This window comes from Lacticaseibacillus rhamnosus, from assembly GCF_900636965.1.
Taxonomy (GTDB): Bacteria; Bacillota; Bacilli; order Lactobacillales; family Lactobacillaceae; genus Lacticaseibacillus; species Lacticaseibacillus rhamnosus.
In genome coordinates, this window is sequence record NZ_LR134331.1 from 557,251 (window position 1) to 579,239 (window position 21,989).

At 46.9% G+C, this 21,989-nt stretch carries 17 protein-coding genes, 1 tRNA gene and 1 other annotated feature; of the genes, 11 read left to right on the forward strand and 7 right to left on the reverse strand.

Going from position 1 to position 21,989, the window contains the following annotated elements:
• Positions 1-98: 98 nt before the first annotated feature.
• Positions 99-2,633: a M1 family metallopeptidase gene (locus EL173_RS02785; protein ID WP_005691688.1), complete on the forward strand. Its 2,535-nt coding sequence runs from the start codon at positions 99-101 to the stop codon at positions 2,631-2,633.
• Positions 2,634-2,894: 261 nt separating this feature from the next.
• Positions 2,895-4,343 carry an amino acid permease gene (locus tag EL173_RS02790; RefSeq protein ID WP_014571141.1) on the forward strand — a complete coding sequence of 483 codons (1,449 nt, stop codon included), beginning with the start codon at positions 2,895-2,897 and terminating at the stop codon, positions 4,341-4,343.
• Positions 4,344-4,574: 231 nt separating this feature from the next.
• On the opposite strand, the gene EL173_RS02800 is transcribed toward EL173_RS02790, so the two are convergent.
• On the reverse strand, positions 4,575-5,909 hold the full coding sequence (locus EL173_RS02800; protein ID WP_014571142.1) for an MFS transporter: 1,335 nt from the start codon (positions 5,907-5,909) through the stop codon (positions 4,575-4,577).
• Between the two features lie 156 nt (positions 5,910-6,065).
• The gene (locus EL173_RS02805) at positions 6,066-6,566 is read right to left on the reverse strand and encodes a DUF1440 domain-containing protein (RefSeq protein WP_005691693.1); all 501 of its coding nucleotides are present in this window, start codon (positions 6,564-6,566) and stop codon (positions 6,066-6,068) included.
• 487 nt (positions 6,567-7,053) lie between these two features.
• Between EL173_RS02805 and EL173_RS02810 the strand changes: the two genes are divergently transcribed.
• The 4 genes from EL173_RS02810 to EL173_RS02825 all read left to right on the forward strand — a co-directional run bounded on the left by EL173_RS02810 (position 7,054) and on the right by EL173_RS02825 (position 10,043).
• Positions 7,054-7,881: a homoserine O-succinyltransferase gene (locus tag EL173_RS02810; RefSeq protein WP_005691695.1), complete on the forward strand. Its 828-nt coding sequence runs from the start codon at positions 7,054-7,056 to the stop codon at positions 7,879-7,881.
• A 12-nt stretch (positions 7,882-7,893) separates the two neighbouring features.
• Positions 7,894-8,823: a cysteine synthase A gene (gene cysK / locus EL173_RS02815; RefSeq protein ID WP_005691697.1), complete on the forward strand. Its 930-nt coding sequence runs from the start codon at positions 7,894-7,896 to the stop codon at positions 8,821-8,823.
• Positions 8,824-8,968: 145 nt separating this feature from the next.
• Positions 8,969-9,040, forward strand: a tRNA-Arg gene (locus EL173_RS02820).
• Between the two features lie 229 nt (positions 9,041-9,269).
• A complete protein-coding gene (locus EL173_RS02825) occupies positions 9,270-10,043 on the forward strand; it encodes a hypothetical protein (RefSeq protein WP_014571143.1) in 774 nt (257 codons plus the stop codon).
• 287 nt (positions 10,044-10,330) lie between these two features.
• On the opposite strand, the gene EL173_RS02830 is transcribed toward EL173_RS02825, so the two are convergent.
• From EL173_RS02830 to EL173_RS02845, 4 genes are all read right to left on the reverse strand, one after another.
• Positions 10,331-10,531, reverse strand: a complete 201-nt coding sequence (locus tag EL173_RS02830) for a hypothetical protein (protein ID WP_005691700.1) — start codon at positions 10,529-10,531, stop codon at positions 10,331-10,333.
• 49 nt (positions 10,532-10,580) lie between these two features.
• A complete protein-coding gene (locus EL173_RS02835) occupies positions 10,581-11,717 on the reverse strand; it encodes a trans-sulfuration enzyme family protein (RefSeq protein ID WP_019728490.1) in 1,137 nt (378 codons plus the stop codon).
• Between the two features lie 94 nt (positions 11,718-11,811).
• Complete coding sequence (locus EL173_RS02840; RefSeq protein WP_005684222.1) at positions 11,812-12,624, reverse strand: transporter substrate-binding domain-containing protein; 813 nt, start codon at positions 12,622-12,624, stop codon at positions 11,812-11,814.
• A 26-nt stretch (positions 12,625-12,650) separates the two neighbouring features.
• Positions 12,651-13,364, reverse strand: coding sequence for an amino acid ABC transporter permease (locus tag EL173_RS02845; protein WP_005691707.1), 714 nt, complete (start codon positions 13,362-13,364; stop codon positions 12,651-12,653).
• Positions 13,365-13,505: 141 nt separating this feature from the next.
• Positions 13,506-13,751: a binding site (T-box leader), on the reverse strand.
• A 345-nt stretch (positions 13,752-14,096) separates the two neighbouring features.
• On the opposite strand from EL173_RS02845, the gene EL173_RS02850 reads away from it, so the two are divergent.
• Entirely contained in the window at positions 14,097-15,005 is a 909-nt protein-coding gene (locus EL173_RS02850; RefSeq protein ID WP_005691710.1) for a hypothetical protein, read from the forward strand.
• Between the two features lie 166 nt (positions 15,006-15,171).
• On the opposite strand, the gene brnQ is transcribed toward EL173_RS02850, so the two are convergent.
• On the reverse strand, positions 15,172-16,563 hold the full coding sequence (gene brnQ, locus EL173_RS02855) for a branched-chain amino acid transport system II carrier protein (protein WP_005691712.1): 1,392 nt from the start codon (positions 16,561-16,563) through the stop codon (positions 15,172-15,174).
• A 910-nt stretch (positions 16,564-17,473) separates the two neighbouring features.
• On the opposite strand from brnQ, the gene EL173_RS02865 reads away from it, so the two are divergent.
• The 4 genes from EL173_RS02865 (at position 17,474) to EL173_RS02880 (ending at position 21,638) form a co-directional block, all read left to right on the forward strand.
• Entirely contained in the window at positions 17,474-18,142 is a 669-nt protein-coding gene (locus EL173_RS02865; RefSeq protein WP_005691714.1) for a WxL domain-containing protein, read from the forward strand.
• A 64-nt stretch (positions 18,143-18,206) separates the two neighbouring features.
• On the forward strand, positions 18,207-19,229 hold the full coding sequence (locus EL173_RS02870; protein WP_014571144.1) for a WxLIP family cell surface protein: 1,023 nt from the start codon (positions 18,207-18,209) through the stop codon (positions 19,227-19,229).
• Positions 19,210-19,566, forward strand: a complete 357-nt coding sequence (locus EL173_RS02875; RefSeq protein WP_005691719.1) for an LPXTG cell wall anchor domain-containing protein — start codon at positions 19,210-19,212, stop codon at positions 19,564-19,566. The genes EL173_RS02870 and EL173_RS02875 overlap by 20 nt, the downstream gene beginning before the upstream one ends.
• Positions 19,563-21,638, forward strand: a complete 2,076-nt coding sequence (locus EL173_RS02880; protein ID WP_005691720.1) for a WxL domain-containing protein — start codon at positions 19,563-19,565, stop codon at positions 21,636-21,638. The genes EL173_RS02875 and EL173_RS02880 overlap by 4 nt, the downstream gene beginning before the upstream one ends.
• Positions 21,639-21,989 lie beyond the last annotated feature (351 nt).

Consider the following 21,989-nt stretch of genomic DNA (forward strand, 5'->3'; position numbering starts at 1 on the left):
GTCGCAATGGTCAAAGTGCGACCATCACGCCTAAGGCCGCTTACACTCCGGTCCCTAACCGCGCCGGCTCGCGCTCACACACAAGGAGGAATTGGTGCATGACTGTAGCAACGCATTTTTATCAGTTGTTTCAACCGGAACATTATAATCTTTACTTGGATATTAACCGGGAGACGAAGAAGATTTCCGGGAAGACGACGATTACCGGTGATGCCAAGCAAACCGAAATTGCGGTTCATCAGAAGTATTTGACGGTCAGTGCGGTTCAGGCTGACGGCAAGGATGTTCCGTTTACGGTGGATGATCCTGCCGAAGCGGTGCGGATTACTTTGCCGCAAGCTGGCAAGGTGACGTTGACACTGACGTATACCGCACCGTTGACGGACACCATGATGGGTATTTATCCTTCTTATTACGAAGTGGACGGGGTTAAGAAGCAGATTATCGGGACCCAGTTTGAAACAACGGCTGCACGTCAGGCATTCCCTAGTGTAGACGAGCCTGAAGCCAAGGCGACGTTTGATTTAGCGATTAAATTTGATGAACATCCCGGTGAAACGATTATCAGTAACATGCCGGAAGTTCGTGAAGAAAATGGCGTTCATTATTTTGACACCACGGTTCGGATGTCGACTTACCTGATCGCCTTTGCATTTGGTGAATTGCAAAATAAGCAGACAACCACCAAAAGCGGCGTTAAAATCGGGGTCTTTGCTACCAAAGCACATCAACCTAATGAGCTTGATTTCGCATTAGACATTGCCAAGCGCTCGATTGAATTTTACGAAGACTTTTACCAGACCCCTTATCCACTTCCGCATTCCTGGCAGTTGGCGTTGCCTGACTTTTCGGCTGGCGCGATGGAAAACTGGGGGCTTGTCACTTATCGGGAAGCGTTGCTGACGCTGGATCCGGACAATACCTCGCTGGAAACCAAGCAGCGGGTTGCTACCGTTATTGCGCATGAACTGGCGCATCAATGGTTCGGTGATTTGGTGACGATGAAGTGGTGGGACGATCTGTGGTTGAATGAAAGTTTTGCCAACATGATGGAATATGTTGCGGTTGATGCCTTGCAGCCGGACTGGCATATTTGGGAAACATTCCAGACACTGGAAGTACCAATGGCGTTGCAACGTGATGCAACGGATGGGGTTCAGTCAGTTCATGTTCAAGTAGAAGATCCGGCTGAAATCGATTCGCTTTTTGACAGCGCGATTGTGTATGCAAAAGGGGCGCGGATGCTGGTCATGGTACGTTCCTTAATCGGTGATGATGCGTTGCGGGCCGGTTTGAAGGCATACTTTGAGGCTCATTATTTTGGCAATGCTGCCGGTGCTGATTTGTGGGCAGCTTTGGGTAAAGCGGCTAAGTTAGATGTCGGCACCATTATGCAGTCATGGCTGGAACAACCAGGCTACCCAGTGGTGACAGCAGCGGTGGTTGATGGCAAACTGACCTTGTCCCAGCAACAATTCTTCATTGGTGCAGGCAAAGATGCAGGCAGGCAGTGGCAGATTCCGCTCAATAGCAATTATGCTGCCGCACCGCAGATTTTTGCGGATAAGCAGGTAACTTTGGGCGATTACACCCAGTTGCGCGAAGCAAGCGGTCAACCATTCCGCGTAAATGTGGGCAATAATTCGCATTTCATCGTGAAATACGACGCCACCTTACTCGCCGATATTTTGGCGCATCTTGACCAACTCAATGCGATTGATCAGCGGCAGGTGCTTCAAGATCTGCGATTATTGGCGGAGGGCCGGCAAAATGCTTATGCCGACATTGTGCCGTTGCTGTCGCGGTTTGCCCAGAGTCACAGTGCCATCGTCATCAACGCCTTGTATCGGGTGGCCAATGACTTGAAACAATTCGTCAACCCGGATTCAGCCGAAGAAACGCAGCTGAAAACCTTCTTCAACCAACTCAGCGCCGACCAGTTCAAGCGCCTGGGCTGGACACCAAAAGCCGGCGAATCCAATGATGATCAACTAACCCGTCCTTATGTCCTAAGCATGGCGTTGTATGCTAAGAATAAAGACGCCATTGCGCAAGGTCACGATCTATTTACGGCAAATAAGGATCACCTGCTTCAGTTACCGGCTGATGTGCGGATGTTTGTCCTTCAAAATGAAGTGAAAAACTTCGGCAGTGCTACCTTGTTCGATCAGTTACTGACGGCGTATAAGCAGACAACCGACTCAAGCTACAAAGCCGACATTCTTGCAGCGGTAACCAGCACCCCGGATGCCGAGTTAATCGCTAAAATTGTGGATCAATTTGAAAATGCCGACACCATTAAGCCGCAAGATTTGCGCTCATGGTTCCGCGGCGTCTTGAGTAATCACGCCGGTGAACAAGCAGCATGGGATTGGGTTCGCAACGAATGGGCTTGGCTTGAAAAAACGGTTGGCGGCGACATGGAATTCACAACCTACATCACCGTTATCGCCGGTATTTTCCGCACCACGCAACGACTCGATGAATTCAAGAAATTCTTCGAGCCAAAACTACCGACCCCTGGCCTAACGCGGGAAATCACCATGGACACCAGCGTCATTGCCAGTCGCGTCGATTTGATTCAAGCAGAGCAACAAGCTGTGCATGAAGCAGTTGCCAAAGCTGTTAAGTAAAATATTAGTCGTCTTGGCTGATAGCTAAAGAGAAATGACAAAAGGCCGCCACTCAGCGTTACAGTGGCGGTCTTTTTATGCCTTCATACTTCCAGTTAATGAGTATCCATACGGCATGAAATAACGAAACCGCAACCGGGCTTTTAGAAAAATCTAATCCTTATCTATACAATTTCACGGGAAAGAGAGGTGGTCAAACCGTTACACTGAAAGGCGAGTAACTGTTCTTAATCGAGCAGGATACCGTTTGGAGGGATGTTTGTGGCAGACACAAAGAAACAACTGCGCTGGTATAACGTGGCCTTAATCGCGTTCGTATCGGTATGGGGTCTTGGCAATGTGTTCAATAACTATGCACAGCAAGGCCTTTCCGTTGTCACTAGCTGGATTCTGATTATGCTGATTTATTTTGTGCCCTATGCTTTGATTGTGGGGCAGCTAGGATCAACGTTTAAAGATCAAGCCGGTGGCGTTAGTTCCTGGATCAAGGAAACCGGCAGTGTGCGATTGGCGTACTATGCGGCGTGGACTTATTGGGTCGTGCACATCCCTTATTTAGCCCAGAAGCCGCAAGCGATTTTGATTGCCTTGAGCTGGCTGTTTAAAGGCAACGGTGATTTTGTCAACACCGTTTCGTCCATGACCGTTTCCTTGATCTGCCTGGCGTTATTCTTACTTTTCCTTTGGCTGTCTTCGCGCGGGCTTACCACCTTGAATCGCATTGGCAGCATGGCGGGCACGGCGATGTTTCTGATGTCGATTCTTTTCATTATTCTAGCTGTGACCGCACCATTGATGGTAAAAGGCGTCCATGTGGCGACCCCGAACATGGGCGACATTCATACTTATTTGCCTAAATTTGACCTCAACTACTTCACGACGATTTCCATGCTAGTCTTTGCAGTTGGCGGCGCGGAAAAGATATCGCCATACGTCAACAATACCAAGCACGCCTCCAAGGAATTTCCGTTGGGCATGTTGGTGCTGGCGGGCATGGTTGCCTTTTGCGCGTTGCTAGGATCTTTTGGCATGGGGATGTTGTTTAACAGCCACAACATTCCGACCGATCTCATGGCGAATGGTCCATACACAGCGTTTGCAATGTTAGGTAAGTATTATCACGTCGGCGGTTTGTTTGTCATTTTGTATTCAATCGCCAATGCTTTGGCCTCAATCTCCGCGTTGGCATTTTCCATTGATGCGCCGCTGAAAATCTTGCTGAGTGACGCCGATCCGCATTTTATTCCTAAAAAATTGCGGCGGATCAATCGCAAAGGCACACCGATTAATGGTTACTGGATGACCGGTATTCTGGTAAGCTTACTGATCATTATTCCGGCATTTGGCATTGGCAACATGAACGAGCTTTACAAGTGGCTGCTTAACTTGAACTCTGTGGTCATGCCGTTGCGCTATCTGTGGGTTTTCCTCGCGTATTATTTGCTAAATCAACATCTCGAAAAGTTCCAGGCCGACTATATGCTGGTTAAAAATAAACGCTTGGGCATGCTCATTGGCGGCTGGTGCTTCTTCTTCACCGCCTTTGCCTGCTTGTTGGGAATGTTACCGAAAATCAGTTATCTTAATGACCCCGGCACATGGTGGTTCCAGATGGGCTTGAATATTATTACGCCGGTTATTTTGTTGGCATTAGGGCTGATTTTACCTGTTATTGCTCGGCTTCATGAAAATGATCTGGATGCTCAGTGAGATAAAAAAGATTCAACAACTACCTTTAGGGAAGTCGTTGAATCTTTTTTTGTAAGCGCGAGCCGGCGCGGTTAGAAGTCGGAGTGTAAGTGGCCTTAAGCGTGATGGCCCGGTCTTGGCCATTGCGCTTAAGGTCCTTACACGCAGAATTCTGCGCCGGGGAGCGCGATGCTGGGAAAATGCATTGGCATGTGAGCGGGCAAAACATCAGCCCATATCATTGGTGGCGACTTAAGCCTGATGCTTTTCAATCGCAGCTAACATCTGCTTTTCCGGATAAAAGTGAATCAAAAGCAACAACAGGCCATACAACAGCAACGGCAGCCAGACATAATTCAGGTTAATCATGCCAAGCGTTGCAGCATTTTGACTGGTGTTGGGCACGTATCCGGTGAGGTCGAAGAGTCCGGCAGTGATGAGGCCGCCGATGCCGAGTCCCAGATTAACGCCGAAATCGTTGCTGGAGGCAAATAAGCCTTCCGCCTGAGCGCCGAGGGTGACGCCATAGCGAATGGTATCGGCTAACATAATCGACACTAAACCGACAATCATCCCTTGGCCGACGCTGTTAATCAAAATGCCCGGAAATAAAATCCACAAGTTCCGCGCATAAACGCCACCTGCCATGACCAGCTGGCCGATTAAGCCAATGATCATACCCAGACGCATCGTGTGCTTATTCCCATACCGGCCTGCAATGATCAGGATCAATAAAACGCCGATTAGCGAAGAAAAAGTAAAACTATTGGCCCATGATACCAAGCCTTGATCGTGTAAAGTGTACTTAAAATAGTAAACCGTGGTCTGATTTTTAATGGCGGTCAACAGCCAGTACGTAAAAATAATCAATGATAGCAGCAGCCACGGGCGATTATGCACCGCAATTTTAGCCACAACTTTTAGCGGTTGGTGAGCGATTTTTTCCTGAGTAAATCGTTCACGGATATGAATAAACGTATTCAGAATCAGGACGAGCGAGATGCCGGCAAAAAGCGTCATGGTTAAGAGAAACCCGCGCTGATCATTGCCGCGACCGAAGAAGGCGACTAATGGCAAGGTGAAGACGGCGACAATGATTTGCACCGAACTGCCAAAGAACTGGCGGATGACTCCTAGCAGGGTTAATTCCTGTGGCTGCTGAGTCAACGTCGGCAACACCGAGGTAATAGGCAGATTCACCGCCGTGTATAAGAAGCCAAGCATGAGGTAAGTGACATAGGCCCAGACGAGTTTGCCATTTGCCGACCACCCTGGCGTGACAAACGTTAGCACGGCAAAGATTGCATACGGCAAGGCATACCAGAGGAAAAACGGCCGGCTTTTACCGAAGCGCGAACGGGTATGGTCAATCATCAAGCCCACAATCGGACTCTCAAAAACATCGGCAATCCGCGCGATGAGAAAGAGTAAGGCAACCGCGCCGGCTTGTAAGCCATAAATATCGGTATAAAAAAACAACAGATAAGACGTCATCACCTGAAACACCAAATTATCTGCTGCATCGCTTAAACCATAGCTAATGCGTTCCGGCCATTTGGTTTGCCAAGAAGTAGAGGGTTTTGACACAGACACCGCTCCTTTCTTAGATGCGATTGAACGCCGAATCAGCACGCGGGAAAAATTCAAAGCGGGATGATAAAACGCGAGTATAAAACGGTCCTCAAACTTTTACCCGAGCTGGCTCGCGCTCATGATGATCACCGTTTCAGCATCGGCAAAAGACTAGGCGTGTTTTTCCCGCAACATGTCGCTGATAACGATTTGGTTGACGGTATTCCACACCATGTGTCCCACAGCTTCGGACAGATGTTCTTCAGCTGGCTGATCTTTTGCGGCTGGGACGATCTTTAGTGCAGGCATCGCCCATAAATGCGCGCCGGCCCAAACACCCAGTCCCCACATACTGCCATATCCCAGTTTGAACAGCGGAACATAATGCCCGGCTACCGCATAAAGTGCCCCTAAGCTTGATGAAAAGCCAAAATGAACCAGCAGACTAACCCATGGAATCTGGTGGCCTGAATAGGTGTAAGTTGCGTGTGTTTCTGCCGGTGTCAAGCCATGCTGTTGTAGAAAAGTTTGCGGTGGATTAGTCGCATCGCGTTCCGGTGTGCGTGGTGGCAGAATATTTTCCCACCCTAATTTGACTAAACCGGAAACCAACCCCGCAACCGCCCCAACTGCGGCTAGTTTAACGATGGAAGGTGAAGTGTGCGTGCGCATATTAAAAAACCTCCTTAAAGGTACTTAGAACTACTTACATTTTAAAACAACATGAACTATTTAACACCCGGAGGCGCATGTTTATTTTAATAAGGTGGAATTCTCCGGGTTTATATTTTTGAATTATATAGGTATGACCACTTTTTGTAGCGCGGGATATCACTTACTTATGAACGGTTAAAGTTGGCTAGACGAAGATCATTTAAAAACTAATTATTCGAAAAGAAGACGCGAATAAAATAAGGTCAAAGGTTGCTATCGATCTTACATTTAGTTAGTATATAGTTACTGAAAGGGAGGGTATTAAAATATGGCAAACCTTATTGGTAACAAGCGATGTTGGCGCTATCAGCTTTATCAGGATATCCTCCTGATGTGTTCGTGCAGGTGAGACATCGGCAGTATTTTGCTTAACGGTGTCTGCAAGCAATCGTTTCAAAATTTTGCCGGTTCATGCGAGTCAATTAGCCGGGTTGGGAGGTGAACCTTGACAGAAGCACCACTTAAAATCGGGATTCTCAACGTGATGCACGACAAAGCCGATACCAAAACGCGGCTGCAACACGTTTTGAGCCACACCGATATCCCAGTTGAGTTGCATTTTTACTATCCCATGACCCATTACGCTGGTCGGGAAGTACCGGAAGCGGTGAGCTCGATTCTGGAGCCGCTGGATATTCACGAAGCGGCAACGATGGACGGGTTCATCATCACCGGCTCCCCGATTGAAACGCTGGAATTTGATCAGGTTCACTATATCGCCGAGGTGCGGACGCTGCTAAAGACATTAGGTCAGCATGTGCCCAACCAAATGTACCTGTGCTGGGGCGGGATGGTGGCGCTAAATTACTTTTTCGGCGTCAGCAAGTTGATTCTTCCGCACAAGTTATTCGGCGTTTATCCGCAAACAATTCTTGAACCGCACCCATTTTTAAAAGGTTTAAAAGAAGGCTTTAAGTCCCCACATGCTCGGTATGCCGAGATGGATGTACGCGATATTCGTAACGATCCCCGCTTAACGATCAATGCGACAACAACGAAGGGGAAACTCTTCATGGTGACGGAACCGACTGACACCCAAACGTTTATCTTTTCGCATATTGAATATGACCGGTGGGGCCTGGATTCGGAATACAAGCGGGAAGTGGCCGCACACCCTGAGATTAGCTATAAACGGGCTAAACACTATTACCATCACAAAAACGATTATGACCATCCGAAGTTTAATTGGAAGAAAACGCAGCGAACGATTTTTGACAATTGGGTTCGCCACATCGCGGATCATCGCAATGAAAACCGTTCGCCGATTATTTAGGGAGGCTTTATTATGGTGACAGCAGCAGATAATATTACAGGTTTAATTGGCAATACGCCGCTACTCAAGCTCAATCGCGTTGTACCTGAAGGCGCCGCGGATGTTTATGTCAAGCTGGAATTCTTTAATCCCGGTGGTTCAGTCAAGGACCGGATTGCCTTAGCGATGATTGAAGACGCTGAATATAAAGGGGTCTTGAAGCCAGGCGGCACCATTGTTGAGCCAACGTCCGGCAACACCGGCATTGGCCTGGCACTGGTTGCGGCCGCAAAAGGTTACCACCTCATCATTACCATGCCGGAAACAATGAGTGTTGAGCGGCGAGCCTTGATGCGTGGTTACGGAGCCGAACTCATTTTGACGCCGGGTGCCGATGGAATGCCGGGAGCGATCAAAAAAGCTGAAGCATTGAGCAAGGAAAATGGCTACTTCTTGCCAATGCAATTCCAGAACCCCGCTAACCCAGACGTCCACGAACGCACGACCGGACAAGAGATCATCCGTTCATTTGATGGTGGCACCCCGGATGCCTTTGTAGCCGGTGTCGGCACAGGCGGAACACTCACCGGGGTTGGTCGGGCTTTGCGTAAGATTAACCCAGATGTGAAAATCTATGCGCTGGAAGCGGCGGAGTCACCAATGCTAAAAGAAGGCCATGGCGGCAAGCACAAGATTCAAGGGATCTCAGCCGGCTTTATTCCAGACGTCTTAGATACGAACCTCTATCAAGACATCATTGAAGTCACCAGCGACCAAGCTATCGACATGGCTCGCCACGTCAGTCATGAAGAAGGCTTCCTACCAGGCATTTCCGCTGGCGCCAACATTTTCGGTGCGATTGAAATCGCAAAGAAACTCGGCAAAGGCAAGAGTGTCGCCACAGTAGCACCGGATAATGGTGAGCGGTATTTGTCGACAGATTTGTTTAAGTTTGATGATTAGTAAAACCAATAGTTATAAGTAAGCGAAAAACAGAAGCGGCGATCAATTGAGTCAGTTGATCGTCGCTTTTTGTCTTGAGAAAATGAGCGGCAGGGAAGATTGCGTGCGTCAACATTGAACAAGATTGTTATAATGGAATCTGTAAGTCTCCATGGTGCAATGGATAGCATAATGGTCCTCGAAACCACAGATCCGAGTTCGAATCTCGGTGGAGGCATTATTTAGCGTTTATTAGCGTACTTTAGAAATGAAAATGCCTTTATATCAGTGTTCTCATTGATTTAGCTCACCTTAGAAAGTGTCAGGATTACGTTAAGGGGGACGAAAAGGGGACACAACTGGCAAGCACGAGATGGAGAAACCGGAATTTGTTAATTCTCGGTTTCGATAAGATTCGTTAGTCCTAGCCCATGTCAACAGTAACGTGCAAAGGAGTTGTGGTTAGCATGCAACCAGTCTTACTCGCAACGGTTCACCACCCCAATGTGTCTTTGCCGCAGTTAAAACGGGTTCTGGCAGTAGTTAGTGATAGTTTCTCGGCTGCTTATCTGACAGTTAGTACGATTACAGATCGTGAAATTACCAAATTATTGCAAACTTTTCCCAGCGTTCATGTTCGCATCATTGAACCTCGTGGCGCGGCTGATGCGCGGCGGCGGGTGCTTGATTTTGGATTGCGTCAGGTTCGTTACCGCGCTTCTTTTTTTTACTGCGATTTTGATAAAGTAGTGACAGGGATCGAGGCAAATGTATCTGAGTTTAAGACCTTTATTGCCCAGCTTCGAGTTGATGATGGTTATCAGATTATTGGTCGAAGTTCAGAAAACATGCGGGGTTATCCGGCAACTTGGCGAGAAACCGAGGCAATTACGAATAAGGCGGCTTCTGAAGTGTTTGCTTTGCCTGATCTGGATATTACTGCTGGTTGCTGTGCGGTGAGTCAGATGGCTGCCAGATATATTTTGGCTAATTCAGATGGTTTGCTGACGGATACGGAATGGCCGTTGATTTGTAAGGCGGCGGGATTAACGATCACAGCCAAACGCGTTAACTTTTTACCGTATGTGCCGGCTTTAAACGCAGGTCGGGATGACGATAACTGGCACGGTTACACGAGCAGGTTGCGACTTGCATTGCAGGCGCTGCAATCGCTTGAAACAGATGGAACGGCTGATCTTAACCAACCAGTTTCAATTGGATGGCCATATAATGAAGATTAGTATCGATTGATAAGATATCTAAACGAACGCTAAAATGTGCCCTGTTTATCACCGTCAGTGTAACAGTGATAGACAGAGCACATTTTTACGTCCGCTGATATATTTGGCCAGATCCGACTGCAAGTGAACTAACTAGATGTTTTTGTTGAGTATGGTTGAATGTTGGCACTCTTCAAACTTTGAATGGCTTATGCCAAATTCGTTTCAAAATATGTCAAAGTTGAGAATGTCGTTGTTAGTTGATTATGCTATATTCTGCGGAATGGTAATTAAGAAAGGACAACGCACTATTTCGTCTCTTTGTTGGTTGTAAAGTATTTAGCTATTTTTACTGCCAACCAAGCAATCAGAAAAATAGCGATGAGACGAATGTAGGTTGCTGATGGTCCCACCCAGGTGCTTATCATATAAGCAATCGGACTGAGAATGATAATCGTACAGAAAATGATCAACCAGTATTTCAAGCTTAACGACTGAGCCTGTTTCACTTTGTCACCTCGCGTCTATTAGCAAAAGTAATAGATATTCTTTTTGCTACTATTTTTCCGCTGCAACCAGTGCCTGCGCCAGATCGTCAATCAAGTCCTGCTGATCCTCCAAGCCAATTGCAATCCGGACATGTTGCGGTGTCAAACCTGAATCGGCGCGTTTGTTTTCCGGGAGCTTAAACCAAGGTAGTTTGACTAGACTGGAGATGGTGCCAAGTGAGTCGGCAAAGTCGAAAATTTTGGTGCTGTTAACGAACTTTAAGGGATCAATGTTGTCGGCTAGTTTGATCGTCAAGAGTCCGCTGGCACCCGTGGTTTCTTTTTGGGCTAATGCGTAACCGGGATCGTTTTTAAGCCCGGGGTAGTAAACGTGGGCAACGTCTGGGTGCTGCGCTAGAAATTCGGCGATGGCTTGGGCGTTTGCAGTTTCACGATCAAGGCGAACGGAGAGGGTGGCAATGCCGCGGGTGACGAGGCTACAGTCAAGCGGGCTTAAAATGGCGCCGATCGTGTTTTGCAGGAAAGCGAGCTTCTCGCTGATGTCGGGGTGAGCGGAGACAATGAGGCCGGCGATGAGATCACCGTGGCCACCGAGGTATTTGGTGGCGCTGTGTAGAACGATGTCGGCACCGAGGTCAAGTGGCCGCTGGTAATAAGGGGTTAAGAACGTGTTGTCGACAATCGTTAGCAGATCATGGGCTTGGGCGAGGGCACTGATAGCCTTGATACTGCTGACTTTGAGAAGCGGATTGGAAAAAGTCTCGAAGAAAATTGCTTTGGTTTCGGGGCGGATGGCGGCTTCCACCGCTGCCAGATCACGCGTATCCACTGGCGTAAACGTCAGACCATGTTGAGAAAAATACTGGTTGATGAGGCGATCGGTGCCACTGTAGAGCGAATCACCAATAATGAAGTGACTGTGGTCGGGAAAAATCGCAAGCACCGTTGCAATCGCTGCAACGCCGCTGGAAAACGCAAAGCCGGCATCGCCATTTTCTAGCGTAGCAATCTGACGTTCCAAGTATTCACGGGTCGGGTTACCACTGCGCGCATAGTCCCAGTGGGTTTCCTGACCATCAGGAGCAAAGCGGAACATGGCACTTTGATATACAGGTGGCACGATAGCACCGGCTTGGTCGACATTTAGTTGCGGTCCATGAACGAGTTTGGTATTGAATTGGGTCATTAAAACCCGACCTCCTTTAATGAATAGTGTTCTTTTATGTATGCCCGTCAATGAAGCAGATTGACGGGCAATGTTTGCTGGCTGAATGGCATGATTACTTGGTGGTTAAATCGGTGCCAAAATATTTTTGCGACAGTTTTTTCAACGTGCCGTCTTTGCGTAGTTCCTGAATGCCTTTTGAAAGTGCGGCTTGTAGTTTAGGCGATTTTTTGCTGACCATGCCAGCTACTTCATCGGGTTTAACGACACTATCTTTGAGGGTTTGACTCTTTAAGCCCGCGGTTGAGTTATTCTTGGCAAAGGCATACCATGCAGCCGAGGCGTTGATGGTTCCGTCTGCCCGCTTTTCTTTCACAAGGCTAAGCGATACGGTAAAGTCGCCAGACGGGGTGATCTTAGCGCCGTATTTTTTGGCTAAAGCGGCATTGGGCGTGCCGGTGCCTTCAACAAATGTTTTGCCTTTAATATCGGCAAGCGATTTGATGGTGGTATTATCGCTGCGGGTTATTAAGGCATAACGCGAGTACATGTACGGGGTGGTGAAGTTGTAGACCTTTTTGCGTGCGGGCGTTTCACTAATATCATTCAGTACGAGATCAAATTTCTGGCTGCCTAATCCTGCAATCAACGAATCCCATTGGGTGGGCACGAATTTTGCCTTAACCCCGATTTTCTTGGCTAAGGCTTTCCCCAGTTCCACTTCGAAGCCTTCAAGTTTGCCATCTTTGCGATAAGAAAATGGCGCATAAGTTCCTTCAAGGCCGATGGTAAGCTCATTTTTGTTGATGAGTTCGGCGGTGACGTCACTGTTTTTTGACGTGTCAGATGATGCGCTGGTGCAAGCAGTGAGCGTGAAGGTTACCAAGGCCACAAGCGGCAACAGGAACCACAATTTTTTCTTTAACATAGCGTTCTTCCTTTCAAAATAGCGGATTATAATTGCGTGGTTTGTGCATTGGCATTGTAGCGTGATGTGAATTTTTCGAGATGCCGCTGACCCCAAGCTAAGAAAGTGCAGACAATGGCATACAGAAGCGCAACGATTGAGTACATCAGTAATGGTTGGTAATTTTCCGCCGCGATTTGTTGGCTGACTTGAAACATTTCGACAATGGTGATCGAGGCAGCAAGGGATGTGTCTTTGATCAGGCTGATGAAACTATTTGACAGTGGCGGGATGGCCGTTCGTAGTGCTTGAGGAATAATGATTTCGCGCAGTACCAGTCGCCGCGGCAATCCAATTGCATAAGCCGCTTCCCATTGCCCGGAATCAATCGACAACAGCGAGGCGCGGATCGTTTCGGCACAATACGCGCCTGTGTTAAGTGAGAACGTTATAATTCCCGCGGCCACGGGATCTAACTTGATGCCATGCGGGAAAATACCCGGGATGATGAGGCTGGGTAAGCCGAAGAAAACAATGAATAACTGCACTAGCAAAGGCGTTGAGCGAAAGAGCCAAACGTAAAAAACGGCGATTCCTTTTGCGATTCGAATCAAAATGCCTTTACGAACCGATATGCGCGTCAATGCGGTTACAAGCGCGATGATCAGGCCGATCGCAAATGACACGAGTGCAATTGGAATGGTGTATTTAATGCCGGCTGCTATCATTTGCGGAACTGCATCGGTAATAATTTTCCACATAACGTTCCTCCCAAAATAACAATATATGCAGATGTTGATACTCAAGCGAATTCTTTAGTCGGGCAACCCGATATAGCATTTTGACTTCAAACTTCATTGAGGCCGAGGAGGGAACAAAAAATCCGCCCTTGCCTATTAATAGACAAGGACGGATTCTTTCCGCGTTACCACCTTGATTAGTCGAAATGGTCGACTCGCTCTAAGTACGACACATCTTGATGTGTGATACTCTAACTCAGTAACGGGAGTGCCCGTCAGTTGCTTGCGGTCGCCGTTTGCAACTGAATGCTTTAAAAGACCATCTTCACCAGTTCCCGATCATTGTCTTGCACCAAAATGACAACTCGCTGAGGATCTTCGCCTGGGTACTCATCTTTTCGCTTCTAAGATATTGACATCACATTAGGCTAAAAAACAACTGTTGTCAATAGCCGGTGACAAATCGTAAGCTGTACAAGGTTGATATACGATGAGAACTGCTTTGACCAGGGCTTAGGCAAAAATGCGCTTTTCTCATTAAACGATGCACATTGGAGACGGCTACCCACTAGTCAGTTGACGGATGATCATTCAAAAAGGCGAACTTGGCAGACGGTTGATCCAAACTTAAGCATAAAGCCGTGGTACATTTTTAGGTCTAAAGTCCAGTGACTTTGTTTGTAAGATGCGGTATATTAATGTCGGAGTAGTTAAAGGGATACTAATATTTTAGTGTTTAAGCGGAGGGTTAAGATGAAAAAGGCATGGGCGTTCGGCTTAGCTGCCATGCTTGGCTTGGGTGTATCAACGGTAATGGCTGATCAGGCATCGGCTTTTGCTGCATCAGCGCCGCCAACAGCAGCGGACACAACCACACAAAAGATTGATACTGACCAAAAGAATACGGACGATCAAACTTGTGTACAAGATGATATATCATCGGAAGCTAATCAAACGCCGGTGATTACCGTAGCAGAGACCAGCGAATCGGTTATCAATGACAGCTCGGCATCAAATTCCGGCAGTCAACAAGAGGAGCAGGCATCGGAGAGCAGTCAAGTGTCTGAGAATTCCTCAGCCACGAGTAGCAGGGATGCGAACGCAACAACAGAAGCTGGGTCTAAAAAGACAGATGCCAAGAGTGAAGCATCTAGCAGTTCAGTACCTACAATTAAAACTGAGCAGGAGAGCAATAAAGGTTCCAACCAACCGAAGACGAAACATACTGCTGAAGAACAAGCTATGGTGGTAGCAGCGCAGGCAGCGACGCACGACAACATTCATGTGAAGATGGATCAGGGAGTTCAGGCTGTTACCCAGGGAACTGATGACTTCACGATTTCTGATAAACCGCATAACACATTGGAGCGACTGTGGCAGGCGTTAATCGAATCCGTTGCACACCGGCAACAATGCCCAATCAGCTTTGAAAATCGGTTGATCATGACCACGCCGACGACTAATCTTACTTTTATAAAAGCTTCATTGACGCCGGTTAAGAAGTACATTAAGGCAAACTTTTCTGATGATATGCTGAAACGGATGCTTCAAAAAGATTTTTTGAAACCGCTTCAGATAACGTTTAAGGACGTTATCAAGACGCTTAACCAAATAATGTTAGTTCTCGTCATTATGCCAGATAGTTCAGCTTCGCAAGAATAAAGAAGCTTTGAAGGATTATGATAGCGGCATAAAAGGCAGGTACCGAAGACTTAGAAGTGAAGTCTTCGGTACCTGCCTTTTTATGGATTTGGCATTTGTAAACAATATCCGGTCATCAGCTTGAAATTAAGCTGGCTTTTGGGTTGATCAGATATCGTGTACTAGCTTAGTTTTGTTCAGCTTCGAGATGAGTTGCTGCGACTGCTCTGCGAACTTTGACTGCATGTGCGACGAGGCCAAGGACGAGACCCACACCAGCCGGCACGAGCCAGCCGAGACCCATTGCGGAAAATGGTAGAAAATGAAGCTGGAAGCTATGCAATGCCAAGCCTAACGAACTTTGACTGACAACGGCGGGGAAAGCTGCAAACATGTCGAGCACAGCCGGAACGATGGTGAATGCTACAACGATTCGGTAAACTAGTGGATCGTGATGGAACGCTTTGCCAAAGACCGATAGTAAGATGAGAACCATTGAGAAAGGATATAGGAACATCAGCATTGGAACGGACCATGCAATGATTTGTTCAAGTCCGAAGTTGGCGGTTAAGAATGACAGAAAACTTGTCAATCCAAGCCAGACCTGATAGCTGACTTTAGGGAAATGCCGGTGGAAGTCCTGCGCGAATGCCGCGACCAAACCTACCGCGGTGGTCAAACAGGTCAGCGTTAGCAAGGTTGCCAAGACAGCGTGGCCAGCAGTACCAAAGTAGAACGTAACCACCTGATTAAAAGCAGTTCCCCCTTCAGCACTAAGCTTAAAGTGGGCCAGAGACATACTTCCTAAGACGATCAAGGCAACGTAGATTAACGCGATCCAACTCGTAGCCATGACCCCAGCCTTAGCCGTTGCTTTGGAGACATGATCATCGTTTTTCAAGCCTAAACCGCGAACCGCCGTTACGACAGTCACACCAAAGGCTAAGGCAGCAAGCGCGTCCATGGTATTGTAACCCTGCAGGAAGCCGCTCATGAAACTGCCGCCATTTTTGTACGCAGCCGTTACTGTTTGGGCAGCCGGATTCCCCATTGGATGTAAGAAACCGATGAAGAAGACGAAGAATAACAATAGTAAGAAGACGGGATTTAAGACTTTACCAACAGCTGTGGTAATTTTGCGTTCCTTGTATGACAGGAAAAAAGCAGCCCCAAAGAATAAAGCCGAAAAGACAAGCAAGCCGCCTTGTTGCCAGGCTTTTGGTAACATCGGTAAGACGCCGGTGGTGAAGGAAACAGTGGCAGTCCGCGGCGTGCCGAACATTGGCCCGATCGTGGCATGAATGAGCACCATGAACGCTAAGGCAAAGAAGCGGCCAAGTGGACGGCCAATATCATAAACACCTTCAGCATGCGTTGCGGCGATGGCCAAAACGCCAAGTAATGGTAATGCAACGGCGGTGACCAAAAATCCGAGCATTGCCGGGAACCAATTGGCCCCAGCCAGTTGCCCTAAATGTAACGGGAAAATTAAATTGCCGGCGCCAAAGAAAAGGCCAAACAAAAGCGATGCAATGACGACATAATCACGGGTTTTGAGTTTTTTTTCAGATAATTCCATTGAACTGCCTCCAATAAAAATGTTTTAAGTTGCGTAACGTTTAAAGCGGTTGTCATCGGTTTAATATGACTAATGTCAGATTCCAATTGCATCACTTCCTTAATTGAGATACGTGAACGGTTCAAGCATGCTCTCACAACGGAGATAGACGAAAAAAGTCGCCCTTAGCATTTGCTAAGGGCGACTTTGCGCGGTACCACCTTAATTCACCATAGCCAAAAACGGCCTGGTCTTCATCGCATACGGTCAAATGACGATATGCTAGCACTGTAATGGGTGCCCCCATGACACGTTACTGAAGGTTCGGTGTCCTGCTTGAAAGGGATATTCGCTATGTCCTGAATGCTTCCTCACACCAACCGAAGCTCGCTGAATCCATGAACACAACTACTTGTCTTTCGCGTTGCATTTGTATTTGCATTTTAGTCTAGCATGATTTGATTTCATGTCAATCACTAATTGAAAATTAATTTTGAAAGCAAAATTGAAAAAAAGGCAAAAGTTGTGAAATATCAAAGATTTTGAAGCCTTGGGTGGGTAGAAATTTTTTGGTGATCGGAAAGGCGCAAGCAAAAGATTTACAGAGTCCTAACTGCTACTCGGGTTAATTTCTGCCGAAAGTCCAAATGAGTCGTTTTAAAACAGATGAGTAAAACCGACTTTTTGATTAAACGATAACAAGCGTTAGATAATGCCGAGAATAGTATATTTCGCTTATTGAGTCGCAGTGAAGCTTTATTAGGAGCGAGTATTTGTAAAAAATGAGTGATAGATTAAGGGATACAACGCGATTGAGAACCGAGTTAACAAGTAAACGTATTCTTTGATTGCTCAAACATCATCATGTTATATTTAAACCAGTAAGATAGATAGTAAACTACAGGAAGAACAATACGGAGGGAATAAGACAATGAAGAAGGTTAATTATATTGCAGCGGGTATTTCCGCGTTGACACTTGCTGGTATGCTACTCCCTGTTGGACAGGTTTTTGCTGCTGATCAGACTAAAACTTCTGTGGCTGAAATTAACTTAAAAGGGGGAGAGCTGACACTTGATGCAGTTCCCGATCTTAACTTTGGGGAGATCGCCATCGCCGATTTGGCTGCGGGCCAAGTATCACCAGCCTTAGTCGACAATGCTGTTGGTAATGGTCCGGTCAAAAATGGAACAGATGCTATGGATGGAAATAACACGGGTAATCTGAGTGTAACTGACTTGCGAGGGAGCAACGCTGGATGGACACTAACTGCTCAGCTCGGCCAAATGAAAAACACTGCTGGAAAACTTTTGGCAGGGAAATTGAAGCTCGCTAGTACAAACGTTCAGACGGACAACACCAGTGTTAACGCTATTAATCCTGGAGGAACTTTGCCTGAAATCCCTATCGCCGGTTCTGCTGTTACGATTTGGAAAGCTGAAGCAGCGACTGCTACCGATAATGGACAGGGGCAAGGGAAAAATACGGCAGCGATCACTGAGAACAGTGGAACCACGCTTATACTGGACAAAAACCCAACCGCAACAGCCGGTCAGTACCAAGCTGCGATCACCTGGACCTTGTCCGATGCACCTAAGTAATTAAGCAACTATTTCTGGGGCAGCGGTCAGTCGCTGCCCTTTTCATAACCGTGGGGATAAGATTATGAGAAAAAAACTTTTACTAGGTCTGCTGGCCTGCTTGAGCTTCCTGTGGTTTGGCACCCATCAGCAAGTGCATGCAGCTGAAGGCGCAGGTTTTACAATCAGCCCCGCATTACCGCAAAATCAGATCGATCAATCAACGTACTTCAATCTATTGGTAAAGCCGGGTGAAACCCAGCGGCTGCTCATTTATGTTAAAAATACGACGAAGACAGCTAAGAAACTTAAAGTCAGTCCGGTGAGTGCGTTTACGCAAACTAATGGCACGATTGGCTACTACCCCAATGACCACAAGGATGATTCGGCTGAGTACACGTTTTCACAATTAGCCGGTGAACCCAAAACCATTGATCTGGCTGGGGATGCTCAGGTGCCGGTGACGTTTGATGTCAAGATTCCGGCAAAAGGCTTCACGGGTCAGATTCTCGGCAGTTTGTATGTTGAAGATCCAACGGTCCATAAAAGCGGTGGCGGAGGGATGGCGATTAACAACAAGTTCGCCATGCTCATCGGGGTGGTCTTGCAAACTTCAACGACCGAAGTAGCACCCGATCTTAACCTCATGGCGGTTAAACCAGGGTCACAGGATAATCGGGCCGGGGTGTTGGCCACTATTCAAAATACCAAGCCGCGTTTATTTGGCGACATGACGCTAGATGGCAAAGTTTATCGTCAAGGTTCAGATAAGCCTTATCTAAGCCGGACGGAGAAAGGCTGGTCATTTGCCCCGAACTCGCATTTTGATTACGCACTTCCTTCCAAAGAGGCGCTTTCGCCGGGCACGTATACGCTAGATTTAACAGCCAAAGCGGTTGGTAAGACCTGGCACTGGCGCCGCAACTTTACCATTACGCGTCAGCAATCTGAAGCCATTGAGCAGAAACTAGGAAGGGAAACACCACAAAAACCGTGGTTATGGATCATTATTGCAATCGTCCTGGCGCTGGTGATTCTCGTCTTGCTGTGGCTGGTTTGGCGGCAGCGACGCAAAGGGAGGGAGACTGATGAAACAAAAGAAAACTAACTTCTTGATGATGCTACTTTTGCTGGCACTGCTCATGATGGCGGGTACCGCAACTCAGAGCGTGCATGCCGAGGTTTCTGTGGCTCAAGTTGAACTCACCGGAGAAATGCCAGCGCCCAATCCTGAGCAACCTGCAGTTCCCGAGCCCGGAAAGCCGGGTCAACCTGAAGATAAAGGACAGCAGCCACGACACCTAGCAGCCACTACGGAACGTTTACCGCAAACCGGTGATGACGTGCAGGTATGGTATGTCGTGATTGGGGTTGAAATTCTGATCATCGTTTTATTGTCCGCGCTACTCGTACTCGGCCGTTCACGGCAAGGAGGTCAAAAATGAAAAAGAAAATCTTTATCATAACTTGCCTTGCCGTGATGATCAGTATGGTGCTTGGGCCGCTGCAGATGGTGATGTCGGCAACATCAAGATGGCCAAGTCCGGGGTTGGGTACGCAGGAGGCATATCCTATACCGGACACAGGAACGTTCACTAGTTTGAATGGAATCTTTAGCAAAATTGGAAGTGGTCAATCTCAAGTTATTGACGTTAATACTGATACAGTAGGCCTTGAAATAAATCCAGATAAGCCAAATAGTATCGGAGCTATTTGGAGCAATCAGTCATTTGTTAATCTAGATAAAGATTTCACATTGGATATGCAAGTTTATCTTGGTAATAAGAATGATAAGGGAGCTGACGGACTTGCGTTTGTACTGACCAGTGCAAAGCCAGGTACACTGGGTAACGGTAAATCCTCATTAGGCGTTTGGGGGATTTCCGAAAAAAATGATGCTAAACCAGACCAGATTGCTTTGACGGGGATTCCCAAAAGCTTTGCAATTGTGATTGACACAAAGAAAAGCGTTAATCCTTTGACGAGCGGATTGGACAAACATGTCCACTATGCAAATAGTATCGAACAGTATATTGGATCTGGATATCCGAGTCATGCTAGCATGTATAACATTGGAGCTCCTTTTTGGCAAACTGAATTAGTTTTTGACAATGCAATCGGTAAACCGACACGTTACGCTGATGGTTTAAATGGTCGTGTTACAAATGATAAATGGCATAACTTGATCGTATCATGGCAAAAGGCAGATAGTGGGGGAGGAACCCTAACTTATCAGTTAAAAGGAAAGGCCAATGCACGTAGTATTACTTGGACTGAAGCCGAAATTGGTGCAATCTTTGGCACTACCAGTACCGGTACGAGTAACAAAGAACTCTTTCTAGGTTTCACAAGTGCCACGAACACAACGACTGATACGTCAGAGCCGCATCTTGTTGCTATCAAAAGCCTGGCTGATTTCAACGATTTCAAAGGTGCAGTAACGCTTAAGCACGGTGACGAGGTAGTTAAACAAGACACATTACTAAGTATTGGTGATAAGCTCACTTATCATTACTCAATTAATGTTGAAAATCTCAATGGTTTGGAGTGGCCGGTTAGCCAGATCGAGTTACCCAAAGGCAAGTATTTTGATTATTTGAAACCAGATGGGAAGCCTGCTATTGCGGGCGACAAATTGCCTGTATCGATTAAGGTAAATGGACAAACGATCCCGGCTGAAGCGACTGTCCAAGCCGATGGAAACTCAGCGGTAATGACTAGTCTAGGGAGCCTTCCCAAGAATACAAATAGCCAGCTTGAATTTAGTGTGCCGGCGGTTGTTAAGAATCATACACTGACTAGTAATCTTCTAGTTGACGATGATGCCACTGGCAGTTTAACTGGCGGGACGCCCACGGCTGAAACCTATAACTTTACCAACACTGCTGATCAGATCGGTAAGACTATCAAGTATGTTCTTGCAGCAAACCCGGGTGCTGTTACTTTGAAGAGTGTTCCAAGCTTTGTTTTTGAAAAAATTTTTCAGGAAGGCAGCGAAGAAGCAACCAACGTAAATCCGACAGTTGCTGATTTTATTCAAGGTATTCCAGGCCAAAAACCGTTCCCGACAACGCTTTCCGAACTTGATTTGTCCAAGTGGCTAAATACGCTTGATTCAAAGACACCTTCTCAAGGAGCAACAGGCAAAATCCTCAGCGTCACTGACACAAGACCGAATAAACCGGGCTGGCATTTGCAAATGAGTTTATCACCATTCACATTAGCAGACGGCAGTTACGTCTTAGGTGACAACGGCAACACAAGCGGAGGCAAAGCGGAAATGGTTATCGCTGAGAACAAAGATAATGAAGCAAAAGTAACTGAAATTGCGCGGGTAAGAGATAATGGCAACGCTGTCACGGTGAAAAACATGGCTCCTGGCGGTAGCAACTGGTCACTCGGAACAGAGGAAATGCAAACGCAAGCGTTCATGTCGATTCAAAAAACGCCATCCGTTCGTACCGGACAATATCGGTCAACGGTAACTTGGACATTATCAGATGCCCCCATGCCTTAACAACTTAAAATGGCATTGAAATGAATTGCAAATGAGGATATGATGTGCATATCCAATGTTGCTGAAGGTTGTCATTTAAGTTGAGGGGTTTGGTTATGAAAAAAAGTTCACCGAAATTTTCACTACTAGTCGTTTCCATTGTCTTAGCAACACTTGCTGTCGTTTCTCAAGCACCCATCCACGTTTTAATTGCGAGTGTTAGTCACTTTGGTTAAGACGCCTTATTCTGGATCAAACACTGAAGCCGCGAAGAAACGCAATGCGCTATATTTTAATTAAAGACCGTGTGATTAAGAGTTCAACCTCTTAGTTGCACGGTCCTTTTTGATTACGGGAAATATAAGATTGATT